This is a genomic window from Staphylococcus equorum, from assembly GCF_029531845.1.
Taxonomy (GTDB): Bacteria; Bacillota; Bacilli; order Staphylococcales; family Staphylococcaceae; genus Staphylococcus; species Staphylococcus equorum_C.
Genome location: NZ_JAMBPV010000004.1, coordinates 20,601 through 43,223, shown reverse-complemented (window position 1 = coordinate 43,223; position 22,623 = coordinate 20,601). Strand labels below are relative to the sequence as shown.

The following is a 22,623-nucleotide window of genomic DNA, read 5'->3' as shown; positions in this document are numbered from 1 at the left end:
ATTTCATCTTCATTATAGCTTTAAATACTATAAATACAAAGTAATTTAATTAGATCGAATTGAGTATATGATGTTACAAGTTATCGGAAATTTTTTATAAAATATCCAAGTTTATAACATCAAGACATGATTCTGTTTTTAAATTAATGATTGATTAATGATTCACCAGTCATATCTTCTGGCTGATTTACATTGAGTAAATCTAATAATGTTGGTGCTAAGTCACCTAGACGACCCGTATCACGTAATGTTACGCCTTCTTTAGTAACAATAACTGGAACTGGATTTGTCGTATGCGTAGTCATTGGTTTATCGTCATCTGTTAATACCATGTCTGAGTTACCATGATCTGCAGTAACGATAGCGTGGCCACCCATTTCTGTAATCTTATCAACCACTTCGCCTAGACATTCGTCTACAGCTTCTATTGCTTTAATCGTTGGTTCAAGCATACCACTGTGTCCAACCATGTCAGGGTTGGCAAAGTTTAATAAGATTAAGTCTAAGTCACCTTTATTTAATTCTTCAATTAATGCATCTTTAACTTCGTATGCACTCATTTCTGGTTTAAGATCGTAAGTTGCAACTTTTGGTGAGTCGATTAAACGACGACGTTCGCCTTCAAATTCAGCATTACGTCCACCACTCATGAAATAAGTGACATGCGGGAATTTTTCTGTTTCGGCAATACGTAATTGTTTCAAACCATTGTCTTGAACAACTTCACCGATTGTATTTGTTAAATCAACTTTTTCAAAAACGATTTCTGCTTTCACATTGTCGTTATATTTTGTAAACGTTGCATAAAATAAATCGTTAATTTGTTCAACTTTGAAACCTTCGAAAGCTTTGTCTGTAAAGACTTCAGAAAGTTGTCCTGCTCTATCTGGACGGAAGTTATAAAAAATAACTGCGTCGCCATCATTCACACCGTTATTTTGGTCTTTTACGATAAATGGTTCAACAAACTCGTCTGTTAAATCTTTCTCGTAGTTAGCTTCAACACCAGCTTTAGCTGATTCAAAAGTTTCACCTTCAAAATTACGGATTGCATTGTACGCTTTTTCTTCTCTATCCCAACGTTTATCACGATCCATTGCGTAATAACGTCCTGAAATAGATGCAAATTGCCCAATGCCAAGTTCATCGAATTTAGCTTGCGTTTCTTCGATATATTTAAGCGATGATTTTTGATCTACGTCACGTCCATCTAAGAACGCGTGAACATAGACTTTTTCAACACCTTGTTTTTTAGCTAATTCTAATAATGCGAATAAGTGTTTATAATGACTATGAACACCGCCATCAGATAATAAGCCAAAGAGATGTAGCGCTGAATTATTGTTTTTAACGTGTTGAATTGCATTGTTTAATACTTCATTATCAAAGAAATCACCGTCTTCGATAGATTTATTGATACGCGTTAAACTTTGATAAACTACACGTCCAGCACCAATATTCATATGACCAACTTCTGAATTACCCATTTGACCTTCAGGAAGACCAACATCTAAACCACTTGCTTCGATTTGAGTTGTTGAATATTTACTGTAGTAACGGTCGAAATTAGGCTTATTAGCTAGTTTTACAGCATTACCATGTTCTGTTTCTCTGTTTGCAAAACCATCTAAAATAATTAATGCAGTTGGTTGTTTCGCCATATTATTTTGCACCTTCTAACAATTGTACAAAATCATCCACTTTAAGTGATGCCCCGCCTACTAATGCGCCATCGATGTCTGATTGAGCCATGTATTCTTTAATGTTGTTAGGTTTAACACTACCGCCATATTGAATACGTGTTGCGTCTGCTACAGTTTGACTAGATAACTCAGCAACTGTTTCTCTTACAAATGCACACATTTCGTTTGCATCTTCAGAAGTTGATGATTTACCAGTACCGATAGCCCAGATTGGTTCATAAGCAATAACTACTTGTTGTAGTTGCTCTTCAGATAAACCTTCTACTGCTTTTTTCACTTGGTTGCCAACAACTTCATTCGCTTTTCCACTTTCACGTTCTTCGTCAGTTTCGCCAACACAAATGATTGGTGTCATACCGTGGCTAAATACAGCATGTGCTTTTTTGTTAATGTCTTCGTCAGTTTCTTTGAAGATTTCACGACGTTCTGAATGTCCAATAACAACATATTTAACGCCAAGGTCTGCTAATGCAGCTGGAGAAGTTTCACCAGTAAATGCGCCATTATCTTCGAAGTAAGCATTTTGAGCACCGATTTGTAATCCTTGTGCTTTACCATCATTTACTAAAGTAACTAATGCGTCTAATTGGATTGCTGGCGCACAGATTACAGATTCTACTTCTTTAGTGTCTGGTAATGTTGGTAATGCATTAACGAAATCTTTAGCTTCTTGAACTGTTTTATTCATTTTCCAGTTACCTGCGATAATTGGTTTTCTCATTATATAACACTCCTATTAGTAATTTATGATTAATATTTTAAAATCTCTAATCATGTCTTGTATGTTTAGTCGTGCAATTATTTGTTAGCAATTGCGATAACGCCTGGTAGTTCTTTACCTTCAAGATATTCTAATGAAGCACCGCCACCAGTTGAAATGTGACTGAAGTCGTCTGCGTATCCTAATGAAATTGCTGCTGCAGCTGAATCACCGCCACCGATAATTGTGTTAGCATCTTTTAACTCAGCGATTGCTTCACAAATACCAATTGTACCTTTAGCAAAATTACTTAATTCAAATACACCCATTGGTCCGTTCCATATAACTGTATGCGCACCTTGTAATTGTTCTTTGAATAATTCTACTGTTTTTGGTCCAACGTCCATTGCTTCTTGATCAGCTGGGATTTCATCAACAGATACTTCTGTGATTTCAGCGTCATTTGAGAATTCTTTAGCAATTTTACAATCAACTGGTAATACAATTTGGTCACCTGCACGATCTAGTAATTCTTTAGCAAAATCAACCTTATCTTCTTCTAATAACGATAAGCCAATTTCTTTACCTTGTGCTTTGAAGAATGTGTATGACATTCCGCCACCAATAAGTACTTTGTCAGCAATTTTCAATAAGTTCGTAATAACACCAATTTTGTCAGAAACTTTAGCGCCACCTAGAATTGCAACTACAGGTTTTTCAGGGTTTTCAACTACGCCACCGATATATTTAATTTCTTTTTCCATTAAGAATCCTGCAACTGTTTCTAAATTAGATGCGATACCAACGTTAGACGCGTGTTCACGGTGAGCTGTACCGAAAGCATCATTTACAAATACATCTCCAAGTGAAGCCCAGTATTTGCCTAATTCAGAATCGTTTTTAGATTCTTTTTTACCATCAACGTCTTCATAACGTGTATTTTCAACTAAAAGTACATCGCCTTCATTAAGTGCTTTAACAGATTGTTCTAATTTTTCGCCGCGTGTTTCAGGTACAAACACGACGTCTTTACCTAATTTTTCTGTTAATGCTTCAGCAACTGGTTTTAAAGTTAATTCTGCTTTATCACTTTCTTCTTTAACTTTACCTAGGTGAGAGAATAATACTATTTTGCCACCTTGCTCAATAATATGTTTTATTGTTGGTAATGCTTGAACGATACGGTTATCATCAGTGATTTCACCGTCTTTCATTGGTACGTTAAAATCTGCACGTACAAGTACAGTTTTACCTTTTAATTCTATGTCAGTTACATTTTTTTTAGCCATATAAGCTTCCTCCTCTGAATGGAACAATAAAGTAAAATAAGCGGAGAAGCGATGTGCTCCCCGCTTACTCCTAAGCTTATTGTTTAAATTTAACAACATCTAAGCTTGTTAAATTAATTTTTAAATCTGAATTATTTAGATTGGTCAGCTAAATATTCTAAAGTACGAACTAATTGTGAAGTGTAAGACATTTCGTTATCGTACCAAGCAGCTATTTTAACTAATTGGTGATCTCCAACTGTCATAACACGTGTTTGTGTTGCATCGAATAATGAACCGTAAGTCATACCGATTACGTCAGAAGAAACGATTTCGTCTTCAGTGTAACCAAATGATTCGTCTGAAGCGTTTTTCATTGCTGCGTTAACGTCTTCAACGCTTACGTCTTTTTCTAATACAACTGTAAGTTCAGTTAATGAACCAGTAGCAACTGGAACACGTTGAGCGCCACCGTCTAATTTACCATCGATTTCAGGAATTACTAAACCAATTGCTTTAGCAGCACCTGTTGAGTTAGGGATGATATTTTCAGCAGCTGCACGTGCACGACGTTTGTCGCCTTTTCTGTGCGGAGCATCTTGAGTACTTTGGTCACCAGTATATGCGTGAATAGTAGTCATGAAACCTTCAACTAAGCCGAAGTCATCATTTAAAACTTTAGCTACTGGAGCTAATGAGTTAGTAGTACATGAAGCACCTGAAACAACTGTTTCTGAACCGTCTAATTCACTGTGGTTAGTGTTATAAACGATTGTTTTTAAGTCGCCTGTTGCTGGTGCAGAAATTAATACTTTTTTAGCGCCAGCGTCAATGTGAGCTTCTGCTTTTTCTTTATCAGCGAAGAAACCAGTACATTCTAAAACAACATCGATATCTAAGTCTTTCCAAGGTAATTTACTTGGTTCAGGTTCTGAGAATGATTTAACTTCTAGACCATTTACACGGAATCCGTCTTTTTCTACTTCAACTTCTCCTGTGAAGCGACCTTGTGTAGTGTCATATTTTAATAAATGCGCTAACATTTCGTCATCTGTTAAATCGTTAACTGCTACTACGTCAATACCTTCTACGTCTTGAATTCTTCTAAATGCTAAACGTCCAATTCTACCAAAACCATTAATTGCTACTTTAACTGCCATTATAATGGCCTCCTTTAAAATGATATTTAAAAAGTGTTTTTCACCTTTTATTACTATTGTTTTGCGATTACTCTTGCTGCAGCTTCGTCTGTGATTAATACAGTGTTATTGGGTGCAATTGAAAGGTAAGCTTTAATAGCTTCTCCTTTTGATTTACCCCCAGCTACAGCAAAGATAAACTTCTTCGACTCAAGATCTTCTAACTGTAGTCCAATCGTTTTCACTTTATGGACGATGTCACCTTGATCATCGAAATAATATCCAAATGCTTCTCCCGAGGCATTGTGATGTTGAAGTTTCTCTATAACTTCACTAGGTGATTGACGTCTTCGCGCCATCTTCAGCGCATCACCAATGCCGTGGATTGTAATATTCGATTCTCTAATTTTCTCAAGTGAATGGATGACTGAGGGTTCTAACATAAGTGTATTGTATGTTGTCTCACTTACATTATCTGGTACATACAATGTTGTATAATCACCGTTCGTTTGCTGCGCCATACTTGCAGCAATCGTATTTGCTTGATATACAACATTCTCACCAAGACCTCCACGTGCGGGTACGAATAATACATTGTACGGTTGCTTGTGCATGGCTTCGCTGACGTATGCCATCGTTGAGCCACCAGTCACAGCCACTATTGCGTTTTCGTAAAGAATATCTTCTACAAGTTGGCCGGCCTGACGTGACAATTCAACTTTAACTGTTTTGTCAGCATCTGAATCGCCAGGTATGACGTAAACCTCTTTGATGTTGTATTGCTCTTTAATAACTTGCGCAAGATGATGGTCGTCTGAATAAATATTGAAATAGCTATTCAATTGACGAACGGTTGTTTCACCTTCTTCAGTTATTTCCATACCTGTCGGTTTAACTTTGATAAGTTCTTGTTTCTTCAATATATCTGTTTCAGAACGAAGTACACGTTCAGTCAAATCCATGTATTCACTTAGACTACGTCTACCTACGGGTTGATGCTTGGAGATAGTAGTGAGTATTGAAAAACGACGATACATCTTTTCAACAATTTCTGGAACTAACTTTTGTTGAATTTTTATCAAGTCCTTCACTACTATCCACCTCCATTTCCATTTAAAGGGTCAAGTTCTAACCATAGATTGACTTTTTACGTCCCTAGCGGGACAAAAAAATATAACCTCTTATAACAGCAATACTACTACTATATTTTTCAAATTGCAAGAGAAATACCTATCTGTTAATTATTAACTATTGACCATTAAAATTTTAGTTACTTTTGTAACTGCCTACAATAAATTAATACCCGCTAAAAACATCAATTAATCATACATACTTTATATTTTTTAATTGTAAGTATTGAGAAAAAACACACATTATTCACATTCATATGCTTTTACAAGCACGAATGATTGAATGGTTGTCCTATTATCATTAAAATAGTTTTATAATACTATTTTGGAGGAAAAACTATGTCACAAAAAGATCAACCAGAGGTTATCGATCCCGATGATCAACGATATAAAGACCCAGATCATTTTAATAAGCATAGTCAAAAACCATACGCTGGTACACACCAATCATATAATTACACAAAAAATGTCGGTTGTGGTTGTGGCCCATTCGGTTGTTTAAGTGGTTGCATCACTTTAATACTTTTGTCATCACTACTTACTTTCTTATTAAACTTCCTATTTTAATTGAACCTGATTCACATTATCTTTTACTTTATTTGAAATTATAAACACCTTGCGCTTCAAATTAATTAAAATGTATTTTTAAAATAAAGTCTGCCATTGTAGAAAACGCACATAAAAAATGGGAGTGGGACAGAAATCTATTTTTTCTAATAAAATTTCGTCGTCCCAGCCCCGGCACAGCTGACTAAAAGTACAAAAAGCTTGATATAAGCGCATTTTCACTTCAGTCAGCCACTGCCAATAAAAAAAAGAAGCTGAGACACGTGATATGTCTCAGCTTCTTTTTAAGGTATTATGCAACTATATCTTCTGAATGGCTATGAATGATGTTATTCTTCTTCTGATGAATTTGAGTTACTGTTTTGTGATGATCTTTCTTGTGTATCGGCTTGACTACTTCTTTCTTCCATAGATGGCTCAGGTGTTTGCTCTTCTGTTGAAGGTTCTGAAGTTCTTTCTTCTGTAGATGGCTCAGGTGTTTGTTCCTCTGTCGTACGTTCTTCAGTAGTACGTTCTTCAGTTGTACGTTCCTCTGTTGTTTGCTCTTCGGTAGTACGTTCTTCAGTAGTACGTTCCTCTGTTGTTTGCTCTTCGGTAGAGCGTTCTTCAGTTGTTGCTTCTTTTGTTTTCTCAGGAGTGTCTTTTTCTTCTTCTGTTGTGCGTTCAGCTGTTGCAGGTTGTTGTGTTTGTTGTTGCGTCTGTTGTGTTTGTTCCGTTTGTTGTGTTGATGGAATTTGTTCCGTTTGTTGTGTTTGTTGAGTCTCTTGTGACTCTTCTGTTGATTTCTCTTTTTTCTTATCTTTTTCTTCTTTAGTCTTTTCTTTTTTCTTATCTTCTTCTTGCTTTTGATCAGCTAAACGTTCATCGGCTTGTTTCGAATGATCTACAAAGGCAAAAATGGCAAAAACTAATCCACCTACTAATAACAAGACAATAATCGCGCTCACAATTTTTGCAAAACTGCTCATTTTCTTGTTATTTTGATTATGCTTTGGCATAAGCTCCCCTCACTTCAATTTATATCATAACTTTTATATTTATTCTAAATGTACTTTCATTATCAAATGTATATTTTACACTATTTTTTATACTAATCAAACCGATTAACTATTTTTTAATATGGCTGTTATCTTGATGTCATATCTATTGTAAAATATAGATATACCTTAATATTTTATGATTCAGTTTAATATTAATCTAAATCAAACTATATTTTCAATACTTTTATTTAATTTCAAATGTTACTTTACATGTTTCACTATTATCATAACAGGATGTGAGCTAAATATGAATAAACATGATTTATTAAATGATTTAGAGCAGCACGGTCACCACAACAAAAAAGGTCTTCGCCAGATGATGGTTGAAAATGATAACTATGAGCCAAAGTCCACTTCAAAAAAGCACTATTTTTTCTTTAGTTCTATTATTTTCCTTCTATTAGTTACATTTAGTTTAATTTTTCTTTTCATCTAATATTAGAACTTAAAAATTCTTATTAGAGACAGGTTAATATAAGCGATGTACAAATAAAAAGATAGTTATAAACCTTTAACTACGTTAGCATATAAATATAGGCCTATACGATAATCGCATAGGCCACTACTAAAGGGAGTCAAAATTTTACCTTCGTTAGTATATTATGGGGTATACTCGAAATAATTAAGAGATGATTAATTAATATCGAAGGTACCTTTATTATAACGGCATCCAATATTATTTTAAATACTTCTTAAGATGACTAAATGACATATTCTTGAACAATTTTCGAAAGAATTATGTCAGTTAAAAAAGCTATTAGCTTGAGTTGTTTTTAATTATTACAGTCCAAAGCATTACTATTTTATGAGGTGATATAATGAAACACTATTTAATAACAGGTGGCACAGGTATGGTTGGTACCCAACTCGTTGAGGCTATTAAACAAAGTGACGCGCATATAACGATTCTAACTAGACAAAACAAATCAACTTCGCATCCCAAAATAACATACGTTAATTGGTCCAAAACAAATTGGGAATCTCAAATTCCTGATATTGACATTGTTATTAATCTTGCAGGCGCAAGCTTAATGAAACGTTGGACAAAAGAACATAAACAAGCAATTATGTTGAGCCGCTTACAGTCTACGCAAGCATTATTCGATTTGTTTAAAAATCGCAAACAAAAACCTTCAGTATTCTTCAATGCAAGTGCCGTTGGTTATTACAAACCAGATTACGATCGAACTTATACAGAATTATATCAATCACTCCCATTTGATTTCTTATCAGAAGTAGTTTACCAATGGGAACGTCGTGCACGTCAGTTTGAATCATTAGGCACACGTGTTGTAATCGGTAGATTTGGCATGATTCTTGCAGAAGATGGAGGCGCCTTACCGTTGATGAAACTACCATATGAATTTTATCTTGGTGGTAAACTTGGCTCAGGTAGACAATGGTATTCTTGGATTCATTTAGATGATTTAACAAGAGCCATTCTCTATACAATTAACACTGAAAATGCACAGGGCGTTTTCAACTTTACAGCGCCTATTGTTGAACATCAAAATTTATTTGGCTATACGCTAGCACGTGTCACGCACCGCCCACACATTACTTGGGTGCCTGCATTAGCATTAAGATTAGCGTTAGGCCAAATGTCTACAGTTGTACTAGACACGCAAAAAGTAATCCCAAATAAATTACAGGCTATAGATTTTAAATTTAAATATCCGGATTTAAAAATAGCTTTAGAAGATTTAGTACAATAATAAATGAGAAAAACAATAAATAATAAAAAAGACAAGCCACATGATGCGGCTTGTCTTTTTTATTAAACTTTTATATTAATTTTAGCGTTATGCTTCAGGTACCATAACTTGGTCAACTAGACCGTATTCTTTAGCTTCTTCAGCTGATAAGAAATTATCACGATCAGTATCTTTTTCAATTTTTTCAATAGACTGACCAGTACGGTCTGCTAAAATTTGGTTTAATTTGGCACGTGTTTTAAGAATATGATTCGCAGCAATTTCAATTTCAGTTGCTTGACCTTGCGCACCACCAAGTGGTTGGTGAATCATTACTTCAGCGTTTGGTAAAGCAAAACGTTTACCTTTTGCCCCTGCTGCAAGTAGGAATGAACCCATTGAGGCAGCCATACCAATACAGATTGTTTGTACATCTGGTTTAATGTGTTGGATTGTGTCATAAATTGCAAATCCAGCTGTCACGCTTCCACCTGGTGAATTGATATAAAGATAAATATCTTTTTCAGCATCTTGTGCTTGTAGGAATAATAATTGTGAAACAATAGAGTTTGCTACATTATCATCGATTTGTGAACCTAACATAATAATACGGTCTTTTAATAAACGTGAGTAAATGTCATATGCACGTTCCCCACGGTTTGTTGTTTCAATTACTGTAGGTATTAAATTCATTAATATTGCCTCCTCATTTCTAATTGATAAATTTATTTTAACTCAAAAGTCAAATATGGTCAAAAATTAAGCTCGAAATTTCACGAAACTTATATTATTCTTATTGACCGTTACTTCTAAGATTTGTACACTTGTATTAGCTTGTTTTTTAACCCCTCGTAGTGTAATGGATAACACGTAAGATTCCGGTTCTTAAAATGGGGGTTCGATTCCCTTCGAGGGGACTTACATAAAATTTTCTTAACATCACCCGATGTCATAGGTTACTAACACATCTATGATATCGGGTTTTGTTTTTAATATTTAAAAATATCCCTTCCATTCAATACGTGTACCATATACCCGTTTTCAATATATCTAGTAATCTTTGCAGTTTATAATATGCTAAATATCTATGCAAGACAATTGCTTTTCATTTTTAACACAAGGCTTTTATAACTTTATTTTACATTTATAAAACTACTACCTAAGACATCTCTCACATCATGGATTACTAAAAAGGCCTTTTCATCTTCTTCGTTAACAAGCTTTTTAACTCTCGTTACTTGAGATTGTGGCACTACGACGTAAAGCATACGTGTCTCACTTTTAGCATAGCCGCCCTTACCAGTTAATATCGTAGAACCTCTACCTGTAAAAGCATTAATTTTATCGCTAATTGTTTCACTTTTACTTGATATAACAGTAACTGCTTTTTTAGGATTAAACCCTTCTATGATAAACGATGTCGCTCTTTCGGTTACAAATAGCATAATGATTGTAAATAACACATTTTGTAATGGAAGTACCATCAAAAAAGATAGAACGACGAGTGCATCCAATACAAAGATACCTTGAGATGTTTTGATTTCTGAATATTTATTAATAATCTTAGCTATGACTGAGGTGCCTCCAAGTGTACTACCTGTAGCAATGACCAAACCTCCGCCAATCCCAATAATAGCGCCACCAAACACTGCATTAATCACAAAATTGTCCACACCAAGATTTATATTTTCAGTTAAATGTAAAAACAGTGAAAGTGACGTATTTGCTATAACTGTATATACTGCAGTTGTTTTACTCAAAAATTTCCAACCAATAAAAACTACGAGCGTATTGATAATTAATGATGTCCAAGCAGGAGACAATCCAAATGAATATAATAGGGCTAGAGAGATGCCGACAGTGCCCCCATCTCCTAAGTTAGATCCAAGTAAAAAACAATTGACACCTATTGCATTAATAAACGTACCAATTATACAAAGCATAATATTTTTAGAATACTTATTAAACAGTTTTGACATTAACTCACTCCTTCGACTCAAGCAACAATAGGGCTTAATCATTGTTCTATTACTATTACGCCTCATAAATTATATTTATTATATAAAAAAGACACCTCTTTATGGAGGCGTCAATGATTAAATTATACAATTATTTTATAGTAATTCTAGCATAACTAATTCACGTATGACTAGATTTATTTTTAATAATGCGCTTAAAATTCCTCAAAGCCAGTATTGAAAGGTCAAAGGTAAATTCAAAACTGTAAAACACATTACTTCAGTTCTATCGGTTCGCCACTTCTCAATTTATCTGCCATTTCATTCAACTTTCTCAATCGATGATTCACACCAGATTTAGATATATTTCCAGAAGTCATCATTTCACCTAATTCTTTAAGTGAAACTTCCTGATGTTCTACTCTTAGCCTTGCAATTTCACGTAATCTTTCAGGCAAGTTATCTAGACCAATTTCTTGGTCAATTAAATGAATGCTTTCTACATGTTTCATAGCGGCACTCACCGTTTTATTTAAATTAGCAGTTTCACAATTCACCAATCTATTAACAGAGTTTCTCATATCACGCACAATGCGGACATCCTCAAATTTTAAAAGTGCTTGATATCCACCGATTAAACTTAAGAAATCAGAAATTTTTTCCGCTTCTTTTAAATAAGCAATGCTACCTTTTTTTCGTTCGAGATGCTTTGCGTTCAATTCATATTTATTCATCAACTGTGTTATACCTTCAGAATGGTCTTCATATAACGAAAATATTTCTAGATGGTAAGATGATGTTTCTGGATTATTTACTGAACCACCAGCTAGAAATGCTCCACGTAAATAACTTCTTCTCATTTCATCATCATGAATCAATGCTTCATCAATTTCGTGCGTAAAGACACCACTTTTTAAAATCCCTAATTCATCCAATATTTCTTTTGCACGTACTTTAATGCGACAGATATAGATATTGTTCTTTTTTAATTTCATTTTCTTTCTCACAAGTAGTTCCACTTCAACATTAAACACTTTTTTAATTAACGAATATATACGTCTCGCCGTAGTAGCATTTTCAGTTTGTACGTTAATAACAAATTGTTGGTTGGAAAGACTGAGTGCACCATTCATGCGAATAAGCGCACTGAGCTCTGCTTTTGCATTCTCTTCATCTACTTCTATTCTAGTTAGTTCATTCTTCATCTCGGATGCAAAGCTCATAGATTAATCAGTCCCTTCTTTAACTAAATGATATCACTTAGTTATTATTCATCATTTTCTTTATTACGCGTAAATTCAATCGTGTCAGTTTCTCTCATAGCTATTTCATAAATCATTTTAGATAACACTTCAGTATTATGACGTACATAATATTCTTCAGAAACTTCTACTAAATTAGGGTGTGTAAACACTTTAATATTTTGTTGTTCCATATGATTCATATTACATTTCACTGGTGATGCCCCATCTTCCCTATAGCGCTTTAGAACATCTTCAGTAAATGATTGCGTGCTACAGATAGAGTAATTGATAAAGTTCTGACCAACATGATCATGTATAGCGTTCACATGATCGATTGCAGAGTAACTATTTGTTTCACCTGGTTGTGTCATCACATTTGAAACATATAGTTTAGGGACGTCTCCACCTAGCAGTGCGGTAGTAATACCTTTCACGCATAAATTAGAAATCACACTCGTATAAAGTGAGCCAGGACCTAATACGATTAAATCTGCTTCTTCAATTGCTTCAACAGCTTCTTCCATCGGCTCAACATCTTCTGGTTCTAAAAATACGCGTTTAATCTTTTTATTCTTTTTCGGAATATTAGATTCACCACATACGATTTCTCCATCTTCCATTACTGCATTCAAACGAACACTCGCATTGGTAGAAGGAATAACACGACCTCTAATATTTAAAATTTTACTAAGTTCTTTCACAGCATGTCCGAAATCGTCATTGATGTTGGTTAAAGCAGCAATGAGTAAATTACCTAAAGAATGACCTTCGACTTGGTTTTCTTTAAAACGATATTGAAACAATTGCTCTATTGTTGATTCTGTTTCACTTAATGCCGAAATAACGTTTCGTACATCTCCTGGAGCAGGTATATCCATTTCGCTTCGTATTTTACCCGTACTACCACCATCATCGGCTACTGTGACAATCGTTGTAATATCTATCGGATAACCCTTTAAACCACGTGCTAAAACGGATAAACCCGTACCTCCACCTATAAGTACAAGTTTAATTCTTTTCATTTTTTTGTTTCACGCCACTTTCGACATGTGCATCTCTATGTTGCACATACACATTATAGTCAAAACTCTCCCTGAGTTCTGCTCCGATACGTTTGGCTAGTGCGACAGAACGATGTTGGCCACCAGTACAACCTATTGCAATAACAAGTTGAGATTTCCCTTCTTTTTTATAACCTGGTACCATAAATTTCAGTAAATCCATTAATTTTTCATAAAAAATATTTGTTTCTTTCCATTTCATTACATATTTATATACTGCTTCATCTTCACCAGTTAATGGTCTCAACTCATCAACATAATGCGGGTTAGGTAAAAATCTCACATCAAATACAAGATCCGCATCTATTTGTATTCCATGTTTAAAACCGAAGCTAATTACATTAATATTAAATGTTTGGTAGTTACTTTGATTAAAATAATCTCCCATGCGTTTGCGTAATTCTTTCGGTGTCATTTGCGATGTATCAATCGTATAATTCGCTAAACTCTGAATTTCAGCCAACAATTCACGTTCTTCTTCAATAGATTCAATCAATGAACGCTGACCTTTTTCATTTAAAGGATGTGCTCGACGTGTTTCTTTATAACGAGAGATTAATTTTTCATTTGAAGCTTCCAAGAACATTAAATCAACAATAACTTCTGAGTTACTCTTAATCTGATCCATTTCTTTAATTAAAGACTTAAATAGTTCCTTACCTCTTAAATCAATGGCGATCGCTACTTTTTGTAAAGAAGGATTTCCTTGCCCCATCAATTCTACAAATTTTGGTAAAAGAATCGGCGGTAAATTATCTACACAGAAATATCCAATGTCTTCTAAACTCTGAATGACCACAGATTTTCCAGCGCCTGACAAACCAGTCACAACCAACAATTCACTCTTTACTCTTTCTTTTTCTTCTCGCTGCATCTCTTTACACCATCCATTGATTATTTTAATCGCAAAATTAGTTCTACCCTGTTAATAGCTTATTTATATTAGCATTTATACAATATATTTCATTTTTCTCAATATTAGTCTAACGCTTTAATATTATCACATTATATTTTACATGAAAAACGACTAAGGTAGTAGTTTTATCTACCAAGATTATAACTCTATAGCTGTTTCATGATGTAAAAAAGCTAGAATGTTATAACTTACTTATAAATCGTAAGTATGACATTCTAGCTATGACTGAATTTTTCTATGATCTTTTCTAGTTCATAATTTTTTTCATCAATAATACAATTTATTTACGCTTCAATTGTATCGTTTAAATGTTCGATAAATGCAATGGCACTTTGTGCTGCGATACTTCCATCGCCAGTTGCAGTTACAATTTGACGTAGACCTTTTTCACGTACGTCACCTGCTGCATATATACCGGGTACACTAGTGCTCATGTCTTCATTCGTTAAAATGTAGCCTACTTCATTTGTAATACCTAAATCTTGGAAAGGTGTTGTTAATGGTTTCATACCAATGTATACAAATACGCCATCACCATCTAGTGTTTGTTCTGTGCCATCTTTCGTTGATTCTAATGTTACCGAACCTACTTTACCATCTTTGTCATTAATTGTTTTTAAAGTGTGACTCCAAATAAAATCGATTTTATCGTTTTTAAATGCACGGTCTTGTAAGATTTTTTGAGCACGCAATTCATCTCTACGGTGAACGATTGTTACACTATCAGCAAATTTTGTAAGGAACGTTCCTTCTTCTACAGCTGAGTCTCCGCCACCAATAACAAATAATTTCTTACCTTTAAAGAATGCACCATCACATACAGCACAATAACTCACGCCACGGCCGCCAAGTTCTTGTTCACCTGGGACACCGATTTTTTTGTATTCTGCACCTGTTGAAATGATTACTGCACGAGCAGTAATTTCACTATTACCAAGGTTAATCACTTTATGATTACCTTTATCTTCTATAGATTTGATATCGCCATATTGGTATTTTGCACCAAATTTTTTCGCATGTTCAAACATTTTCGTTGATAAATCTGGACCTGTTACCATTTCAAATCCTGGGAAGTTCTCAACTTCTTCTGTGTTTGCCATTTGTCCACCTGGCATACCACGTTCAATCATTACTGTGCTCAAATTAGCACGTGATGCATAAACTGCAGCAGTCATGCCTGCTGGTCCGGCACCTATAATTGCCACATCAAAATCCACTTGTTCAGCCATTTAAATTGCCTCCTGTTTAATAATTCATTATGCGCAGTATATATGATTTCTTGCATTTTTCAAACTTATATGCTCACTAAATAATCTATCGTTTTATTTAAACGATACGAAGATATATCAAACCATTCGATTACTTGTTGCTTTGTTATTTTACTATCAGCATTACGATAATACATATACACAAATGCTGCAATATATTCATTTACATTTGTTAAATCTACCTTTTCAGATATAATTGCTTCTGCTTGATCAATCCATACAATAAATAATTCTTCATTATTTTTCAATGATTTCACACCATATAACATCAATAAGCCTCTATGAATGAAATCTAATTTATTTAACTTTAAATCTTGAATAATATACGTAAGATATAGCTTTTCGTAATCCTCCATAGATTCTAACACTGTCCAAATCTCTTGTGTTAAAAGCACTTCTCGTCCTTTTAACTGATTTAATAAAAAGATGCCATATAGCCTATGGTGACTATCGTCATGGAGTAACAATGGCAATACTTGTTCGTCAAAATACATTTTACTCTCAGCAATAACCCAAGGTGCATAACCTACATCTACTTTAGTCATTTCTTGCAACTTCGACCAAAAATATTTACTTTCATCAATATTATTTAAATAGTAACTATTATAACTTAATGCATTATACATTTGGATGGAAAGGAATTTTCCTTTTCTATAAAGTGGTTGTAATATTTTTTGCGAAGCTTCATATTGTTTCAAGTAACATAAAACGATGCCTAGCTTAAATGACTCATCATCATTCATCGGCATAACTTTACTTAAAATTTTTAAATAGCGTTGGTATTTTTCTTTATCGTTTGTGTTATAAAGTAATAAAGTATAATGACATAATGCATGTACATCCGTATTATCTTCACTAAGCAATCGTTCAAACATTTCTTTAGCAATATCATATTCATTCATATATAAATAACACATCGCAAGTAAATTACGCACCACGCGATGTTCTTGAATTTCATCGTTTTGATTTAAGATAAATGTACGTGCTTCGGGTAATCGTCCCTGAGAAAATAAGTATTGGAAAATAAGTTGTACCGCAAACAGTTGGCTTTCTATCTCAATTTTTTCAGCTGAATGATAAGCAACCTCAAACATCTCTTCAAGTTCTTCTTTATAATCTTCATCGTTAGATATCGTGACATAATTTATACCAAATAAAAATGCTTTATTTGCTTCGTTTAATGTAATGTTTAATTGACTAAGCTGAAAATAACTTTCTTCTACTAACTCTTGTTGCGCAATACTTTCATAAAACAGGTGCTCTGCTTTACTACTTAGTCCAATATTCACAAGACATTCCGCGTATTTTACTTTTACATCAAAATCTTGAGGTGACATATCCAGCACTTTGCCATAATATTCTGCTGCCTTTTTATAATCTTGGTGCAGAAATTTTTGGTCTCCCAATTTTTTATAAAATTGACTATCTAATTTCATTGGTATTACTTTGCCGTTATGCGCCATCCATAATCACCTCCTAAATATTCATTAAGTTCTTATTTGCATGGGATTTCCATATGCTAATGTCGAATCAGGTATATCTTTTGAAATAACAGTACCCGCTCCGACTTTAACATTTGCACCTATGCTTACACCTGGTAATATTGTAACATTCGCACCAATTAAAGTATTATCACCAATTTGGACACATCCCGTTCGGAACTCGTCAACGAGAAATTCATGTGTCAAAATCGTAGTATTATAACCAATCACACAATTTCTTCCAATGGAAATATACTCTGGATATAATAAATCCGGGACCACTTTAAAAGCAAATGCTGTGTTTTCACCAATATTCATTTTCAATAAATTGCGATACACCCAATGTTTCAATTTCACATGAGGTAAGTACCTACAAATTTCAATAATTATCGTTTGTTTAAATATTTTAAAATATCTAACATAACGATACATATGCCAAAGTGGATTATTACCTTTAACTTTCACTTTTTTCAAATTACGCATGATATTTTATCACTTCACTTTTTGGTTTGACCAAGTTAACGGTCCAACATCTTTATATCTTGGTGCGTTGTATTTCACTCTTCTTATAATCATAATCACAATTCCTACTATAATCAGTATAATAGACATTAACTGTGCCACTCGAATGTCACTTGTTAACATCAAGCTATCTGTACGCATACCTTCTACGAAAAATCTGCCGATTGAATACCATATCAAATATAGGCAGAAAGTATCGCCTATACGTAAATATTTTCTAAGCAAGATCAGTATAACAAAACCTAAAATGTCCCAGATAGATTCATATAAAAATGTTGGTTGGTAGTATTTTCCGTTAATGTACATATTATTAATAATAAAATCTGGAATATGTAAGTTTTCTAAGGATGTTCTTGAAACAGGGCCACCATGAGCTTCATGATTCATAAAGTTACCCCATCTGCCAATACCTTGTCCTAAAATCATACTAGGTGCAATAACATCACCAATTTGAAACGGGTTAATATTTCTTTGTTTACAGATGATGATACCTGTGACAAAACCACCTATTAAACCACCGTGTATTGCAATACCACCGTGCCATATCATCGGAATTTCAATTGGGTTTTGAATATAATACGGCCACTGGAAAATAACAAAATAAAGTCTCGCCATAATAAATCCAAATATTGCACTCCAAAAAATGATATCAACTAATGTATCTTTATCAAAACCAATACGTTTCACACCTTCTTGAGCAATAAAATAACCCAAGAGTATCCCAACAGCGATAATAATGCCATACCAACGTACCGAAATAGGCCCAAGCTCAAACGCAATTGGATTGATATAATTTAATGTCATCATTTCCTATTTCTCCTCACTGTTGCTACCATTTCGTAATATTTCCGCATTCAAGCGATCATTAAATTCTTCTGCCGTATTGATACCCATAATATTCAGACGATAATTCATTGCTGCAACTTCTATAATAACCGCTACGTTACGTCCTGGTCGTACAGGAATTGTTTTTTTCGTGATTTCAGTATCTAAGATACGTAATTTTTCTTCATTTAATCCGACACGATCATATAATTTATCTTTATGCCAGTTTTCTAAATGAATATTTAAACGCAAACGTTTTTCAGTTAAAATCGAACCTGCACCAAATAATGTCATTACATTAATGATACCTAAGCCTCTAATTTCTAATAAATGTTCTATTAATTTAGGTGCTCTCCCAATTAATTCGTCTTTACTGATTTCTCTAATTTCCACATTATCATCTGCTACTAATCTATGGCCACGTTTTATTAATTCTAAAGCTGTTTCACTTTTACCGATTCCAGAATCACCAGTAATCAGTACGCCTACACCATAAACATCTACAAGCACCCCATGAAGCGACGTTGTTCGAGCTAGTTCATGTTCTAAAAACGTAGTTAAACGACTCATTAACTGTGTAGTCGCAATCGTCGAAGCAATTAAAGGTGTGTCGAGTTCTTTAGCTGCAGCGATAAGTTCCTCTGGTGGTTCTAAATCTCTCGTCACGATAATAGCTGGTGTGTCTGGACGACATAGCTTTCTCATACGTCCTTTGCGTTCTTCATCTGGTAACAAGTTATAAAAAGATAATTCAGTCGTACCTAGTAATTGAATACGGTCAGAAGCATAGTGAGAAAAATAACCTGCCATTTCCAAACCTGGTCTTGAAATATCTGTATTTTTAATTTGTTTGTTTAAACCTGCTTCTCCAACAATGAGATCAAGTTCAAAGCGGTCTACTAAACTTTTTGTAGTTAACATAGTTCACCTCTATCAATATTTCTCTTACATTTGCAATATGATATTATCATATCAAAAAGAAATGATAATCCATATCAAAAAGTGTAGAAGATCGATAATTCAATACATATCTTTAACATCTATCATTATATCAATTATAAACGATACCACACACTAGTGACCGATTATATTTTCATTTTATTTATTTAAATTAATTTAATTCAATTCAATTCAGGTCATTTTATTTGAAGTTGTTACTTCAAAATATAAAAATGCCCCCTTCAAAGTTTTCACATTTAAGTGTTTGCTTCGAAGAGAGCCATTCATACTTTATATAACTCGTTTTTGATGAAGTTACATTATTATATCAATTATTTTACTGTATCTCTTTCTAGCACAGGTTTTAAATATTGTCCTGTGTAGCTTTCTTTTACTTCTGCAATTTGCTCTGGTGTGCCTGTAGCTACAAGGGTGCCCCCACCGTCGCCACCTTCTGGGCCTAAGTCAATAATATGATCTGCCATCTTAATCACATCTAAATTATGCTCAATAATAACTACGGTATCACCATTTTCTACTAGTTTATTGAGTACTTTTAATAATCGACCAATATCATCAACATGCAAACCAGTAGTTGGTTCATCAAGAATATAGATGGAACGACCTGTAGAACGTTTATGCAATTCAGAAGCGAGTTTAACACGTTGTGCTTCCCCACCAGAAAGTGTCGTTGCTTGTTGCCCTAGTGTGACGTATCCTAGTCCAACATCAACTAATGTTTTCAATTTACGATGAATCTTAGGTACCTTTTCAAAGAAATTAGTCGCTTCTTCAGCTGTCATTGCTAAAATATCCGCAATGTTTTTACCCTTATATGTGACTTCTAGTGTTTCTCTATTATATCTAGAGCCACCACAAATTTCACACGGTACATATACATCTGGCAAGAAATGCATTTCAATTTTTATAATACCGTCACCTCTACAAGCTTCACAGCGACCGCCTTTCACATTAAAGCTAAAACGGCCCTTAGTATATCCTCTTACTTTAGATTCGTTTGTTTGTGCGAAGATATCTCTAATATTATCGAACACGCCTGTATATGTTGCTGGATTTGATCTCGGTGTACGCCCAATTGGTGATTGATCAATATCGATTATACGTTCAAGTTGATCTATTCCTTGAATATCGTCACAATCACCCGGTTTTACTTTTGATTTATTAATGTGTTTTGCTAAGGATTTATACAGCACTTCGTTAACTAACGTACTCTTACCTGAACCCGAAACACCTGTAACAACCGTCATTGTTGATAATGGGAAATCTACGTCGATATCTTTGAGGTTATTACTTCTTGCACCCTTAACACTTACTTTCCGGTCAGTTACTTCACGTCGTTCTTCCGGTACTTCTATAAGTTTTTTACCACTTAAATATTGACCCGTTAATGATTTTTTCTGATTCATTACTTGTTTAGGTGTACCACTCGCGACAATTTCACCACCGTGTTCACCTGCACCTGGGCCTACATCAACTAAATAATCAGCCGCACGCATCGTATCTTCATCATGCTCTACGACAATCAAAGTGTTGCCTAAGTCACGCATTTCTTTTAATGTGCTTATGAGTCGGTCATTATCTCGTTGGTGAAGCCCGATAGAAGGCTCATCTAACACGTAGAGCACACCAGAAAGTCTAGAACCTATTTGTGTAGCAAGACGAATTCGTTGCGCTTCCCCGCCTGATAACGATCCTGATGCACGATTGAGTGTTAAATATTCTAAACCAACGTTATATAAAAACTCTAATCGCGAGTTGATTTCTTTTAATATTTGATCTGCAATTTTTCTATCTTGTTCTGACAATTCAATATGTTCATACATATGCAATGCATCTTTAATTGAATGTCCAACAACTTCGCCAATATTTTGACCAGAAACATATACAGATAATGCTTCACGACTTAAACGTTTACCCTTACAGGTTTCACATGGTAGTTCAGTCATATATTTACTCATCATCTCTCTTACATGTTCAGATGGTGAATCATGGTAACGGCGATTAATATTATTAAGCACACCTTCAAATTCCATTGTTCGTTTACGTGTTTGGCCATTACGTTGTTTGAATGTGAACTCAATTTCTTTGCCTTTAGAACCGTTTAAAATGATATCTTGTTGTCTCTCTGTTAATTTTTTAAATGGTTTATCCATGTTAATTTTATATACTTCACAAACACGATTTAATAATGTTGGATAAAAATCAGAACTTGAAGATCCCCAAGCTACGATTGCGTCTTCATTTAAAGTTTTGTTTGTATCAGGTATCACTAAGTCTACATCCACTTTTAATTTCAACCCTAAACCATCACATGTTGGACATGCGCCAAATGGACTGTTAAAGCTGAACATACGTGGCTCTAATTCACCAATTGAAAAACCACATATCGGACAAGCATGATTTTCTGAGAATTTCAATTCTTCTCCACCAATTATATCAACGATTAACGTGCCTTCTGCAAGTCTAATTGCAGTTTCTATAGAATCAGCAAGACGTCCCTCAATACCTTCTTTAACTACCAAGCGATCTATTACTACTTCAATCGTATGGTTTTTATTTTTATCTAAATTTGGTACTTCGTTTACATCCATAATTTCGCCATCAACACGAACACGCACATAACCTTTTTTGCTAATGTCGTCTATGAGTTTTTCTTGTGCACCTTTTCTATGAGAAACAACAGGAGCCAACAATTGGATTTTAGAACGTTCTTCAAGTTGCATCACTTGGTCTACCATTTGCTGTACAGTTTGCGATTCTATTTCAATACCGTGATTGGGACAGTATGGTTTACCTACACGTGCGTAAAGTAAGCGTATATAATCGTATATTTCAGTTACCGTCGCTACAGTTGATCTTGGGTTCTTACTTGTAGTCTTTTGGTCAATTGATATGGCAGGTGATAATCCTTCAATCGTATCAACATCAGGTTTATCCATTTGACCTAAAAATTGTCTTGCATAAGCACTTAATGACTCAACATATCTGCGCTGCCCTTCAGCATATATTGTATCGAAGGCAAGTGAAGATTTTCCTGATCCAGAAAGCCCTGTCATCACGATGAGTTTATCTTTTGGTATTTCAATATCTACATCTTTTAAATTATGGGCACGCGCCCCTTTTACTACAATGGATGGTTGTTTCATA

The 22,623-nt window shown here is 34.4% G+C and carries 19 protein-coding genes and 1 tRNA gene; 3 read left to right on the top strand and 17 right to left on the bottom strand.

Translation table 11 applies throughout. The features are described from left to right. Positions 1–143: 143 nt before the first annotated feature. From gpmI to M4L39_RS06350, 5 genes are all read right to left on the bottom strand, one after another. The gene (gene gpmI, locus M4L39_RS06370; RefSeq protein WP_277581283.1) at positions 144–1,661 is read right to left on the bottom strand and encodes a 2,3-bisphosphoglycerate-independent phosphoglycerate mutase; all 1,518 of its coding nucleotides are present in this window, start codon (positions 1,659–1,661) and stop codon (positions 144–146) included. Position 1,662: 1 nt separating this feature from the next. Continuing rightward, positions 1,663–2,424 (bottom strand): triose-phosphate isomerase, encoded by a 762-nt coding sequence (tpiA, locus tag M4L39_RS06365; protein ID WP_277581282.1) that lies wholly within the window; start codon positions 2,422–2,424, stop codon positions 1,663–1,665. Between the two features lie 77 nt (positions 2,425–2,501). Beyond that, positions 2,502–3,692, bottom strand: coding sequence for a phosphoglycerate kinase (locus M4L39_RS06360; RefSeq protein ID WP_277581281.1), 1,191 nt, complete (start codon positions 3,690–3,692; stop codon positions 2,502–2,504). Between the two features lie 131 nt (positions 3,693–3,823). Further along, positions 3,824–4,831, bottom strand: coding sequence for a type I glyceraldehyde-3-phosphate dehydrogenase (gene gap, locus M4L39_RS06355; protein WP_057512816.1), 1,008 nt, complete (start codon positions 4,829–4,831; stop codon positions 3,824–3,826). A gap of 53 nt (positions 4,832–4,884) precedes the next feature. Beyond that, positions 4,885–5,901, bottom strand: coding sequence for a sugar-binding transcriptional regulator (locus M4L39_RS06350; protein ID WP_277581280.1), 1,017 nt, complete (start codon positions 5,899–5,901; stop codon positions 4,885–4,887). A gap of 378 nt (positions 5,902–6,279) precedes the next feature. Here M4L39_RS06350 and M4L39_RS06345 point away from each other — a divergent pair, with 378 nt between their 5' ends. After that, the gene (locus M4L39_RS06345; protein WP_277581279.1) at positions 6,280–6,507 is read left to right on the top strand and encodes a hypothetical protein; all 228 of its coding nucleotides are present in this window, start codon (positions 6,280–6,282) and stop codon (positions 6,505–6,507) included. A 329-nt stretch (positions 6,508–6,836) separates the two neighbouring features. On the opposite strand, the gene M4L39_RS06340 is transcribed toward M4L39_RS06345, so the two are convergent. Then, entirely contained in the window at positions 6,837–7,505 is a 669-nt protein-coding gene (locus M4L39_RS06340) for a DUF4887 domain-containing protein (protein ID WP_277581278.1), read from the bottom strand. An 860-nt stretch (positions 7,506–8,365) separates the two neighbouring features. Here M4L39_RS06340 and M4L39_RS06335 point away from each other — a divergent pair. Further along, complete coding sequence (locus tag M4L39_RS06335; protein ID WP_277581277.1) at positions 8,366–9,262, top strand: TIGR01777 family oxidoreductase; 897 nt, start codon at positions 8,366–8,368, stop codon at positions 9,260–9,262. Between the two features lie 87 nt (positions 9,263–9,349). Here M4L39_RS06335 and clpP read toward each other — a convergent pair whose 3' ends face one another. Beyond that, entirely contained in the window at positions 9,350–9,934 is a 585-nt protein-coding gene (clpP, locus tag M4L39_RS06330) for an ATP-dependent Clp endopeptidase proteolytic subunit ClpP (RefSeq protein WP_065337555.1), read from the bottom strand. Between the two features lie 152 nt (positions 9,935–10,086). Between clpP and M4L39_RS06325 the strand changes: the two genes are divergently transcribed. Beyond that, positions 10,087–10,158 (top strand) — tRNA-Arg (locus M4L39_RS06325). Between the two features lie 216 nt (positions 10,159–10,374). Here the strand turns inward: M4L39_RS06325 and M4L39_RS06320 are convergent. The 10 genes from M4L39_RS06320 to uvrA all read right to left on the bottom strand — a co-directional run bounded on the left by M4L39_RS06320 (position 10,375) and on the right by uvrA (position 22,622). After that, positions 10,375–11,220 (bottom strand): YitT family protein, encoded by an 846-nt coding sequence (locus M4L39_RS06320; protein WP_277581276.1) that lies wholly within the window; start codon positions 11,218–11,220, stop codon positions 10,375–10,377. Positions 11,221–11,474: 254 nt separating this feature from the next. Beyond that, the gene (gene whiA, locus M4L39_RS06315; protein ID WP_277581275.1) at positions 11,475–12,422 is read right to left on the bottom strand and encodes a DNA-binding protein WhiA; all 948 of its coding nucleotides are present in this window, start codon (positions 12,420–12,422) and stop codon (positions 11,475–11,477) included. A gap of 44 nt (positions 12,423–12,466) precedes the next feature. After that, entirely contained in the window at positions 12,467–13,465 is a 999-nt protein-coding gene (locus M4L39_RS06310; RefSeq protein ID WP_277581274.1) for a gluconeogenesis factor YvcK family protein, read from the bottom strand. Continuing rightward, positions 13,452–14,378 carry an RNase adapter RapZ gene (gene rapZ, locus M4L39_RS06305; protein WP_277581273.1) on the bottom strand — a complete coding sequence of 309 codons (927 nt, stop codon included), beginning with the start codon at positions 14,376–14,378 and terminating at the stop codon, positions 13,452–13,454. The genes M4L39_RS06310 and rapZ overlap by 14 nt, the downstream gene beginning before the upstream one ends. A 326-nt stretch (positions 14,379–14,704) precedes the next feature. Beyond that, positions 14,705–15,649, bottom strand: coding sequence for a thioredoxin-disulfide reductase (gene trxB / locus M4L39_RS06300; RefSeq protein ID WP_277581272.1), 945 nt, complete (start codon positions 15,647–15,649; stop codon positions 14,705–14,707). A 65-nt stretch (positions 15,650–15,714) separates the two neighbouring features. After that, a complete protein-coding gene (locus M4L39_RS06295; RefSeq protein WP_277581271.1) occupies positions 15,715–17,151 on the bottom strand; it encodes a tetratricopeptide repeat protein in 1,437 nt (478 codons plus the stop codon). A gap of 24 nt (positions 17,152–17,175) precedes the next feature. Next, entirely contained in the window at positions 17,176–17,652 is a 477-nt protein-coding gene (locus tag M4L39_RS06290; RefSeq protein ID WP_277581270.1) for an acyltransferase, read from the bottom strand. A 9-nt stretch (positions 17,653–17,661) separates the two neighbouring features. Beyond that, entirely contained in the window at positions 17,662–18,498 is an 837-nt protein-coding gene (gene lgt, locus M4L39_RS06285) for a prolipoprotein diacylglyceryl transferase (RefSeq protein WP_277581269.1), read from the bottom strand. 3 nt (positions 18,499–18,501) lie between these two features. Further along, on the bottom strand, positions 18,502–19,437 hold the full coding sequence (gene hprK, locus M4L39_RS06280; protein WP_002508270.1) for an HPr(Ser) kinase/phosphatase: 936 nt from the start codon (positions 19,435–19,437) through the stop codon (positions 18,502–18,504). Between the two features lie 350 nt (positions 19,438–19,787). After that, entirely contained in the window at positions 19,788–22,622 is a 2,835-nt protein-coding gene (gene uvrA / locus M4L39_RS06275) for an excinuclease ABC subunit UvrA (RefSeq protein WP_277581268.1), read from the bottom strand. Between the last annotated feature and the right edge of the window lies 1 nt (position 22,623).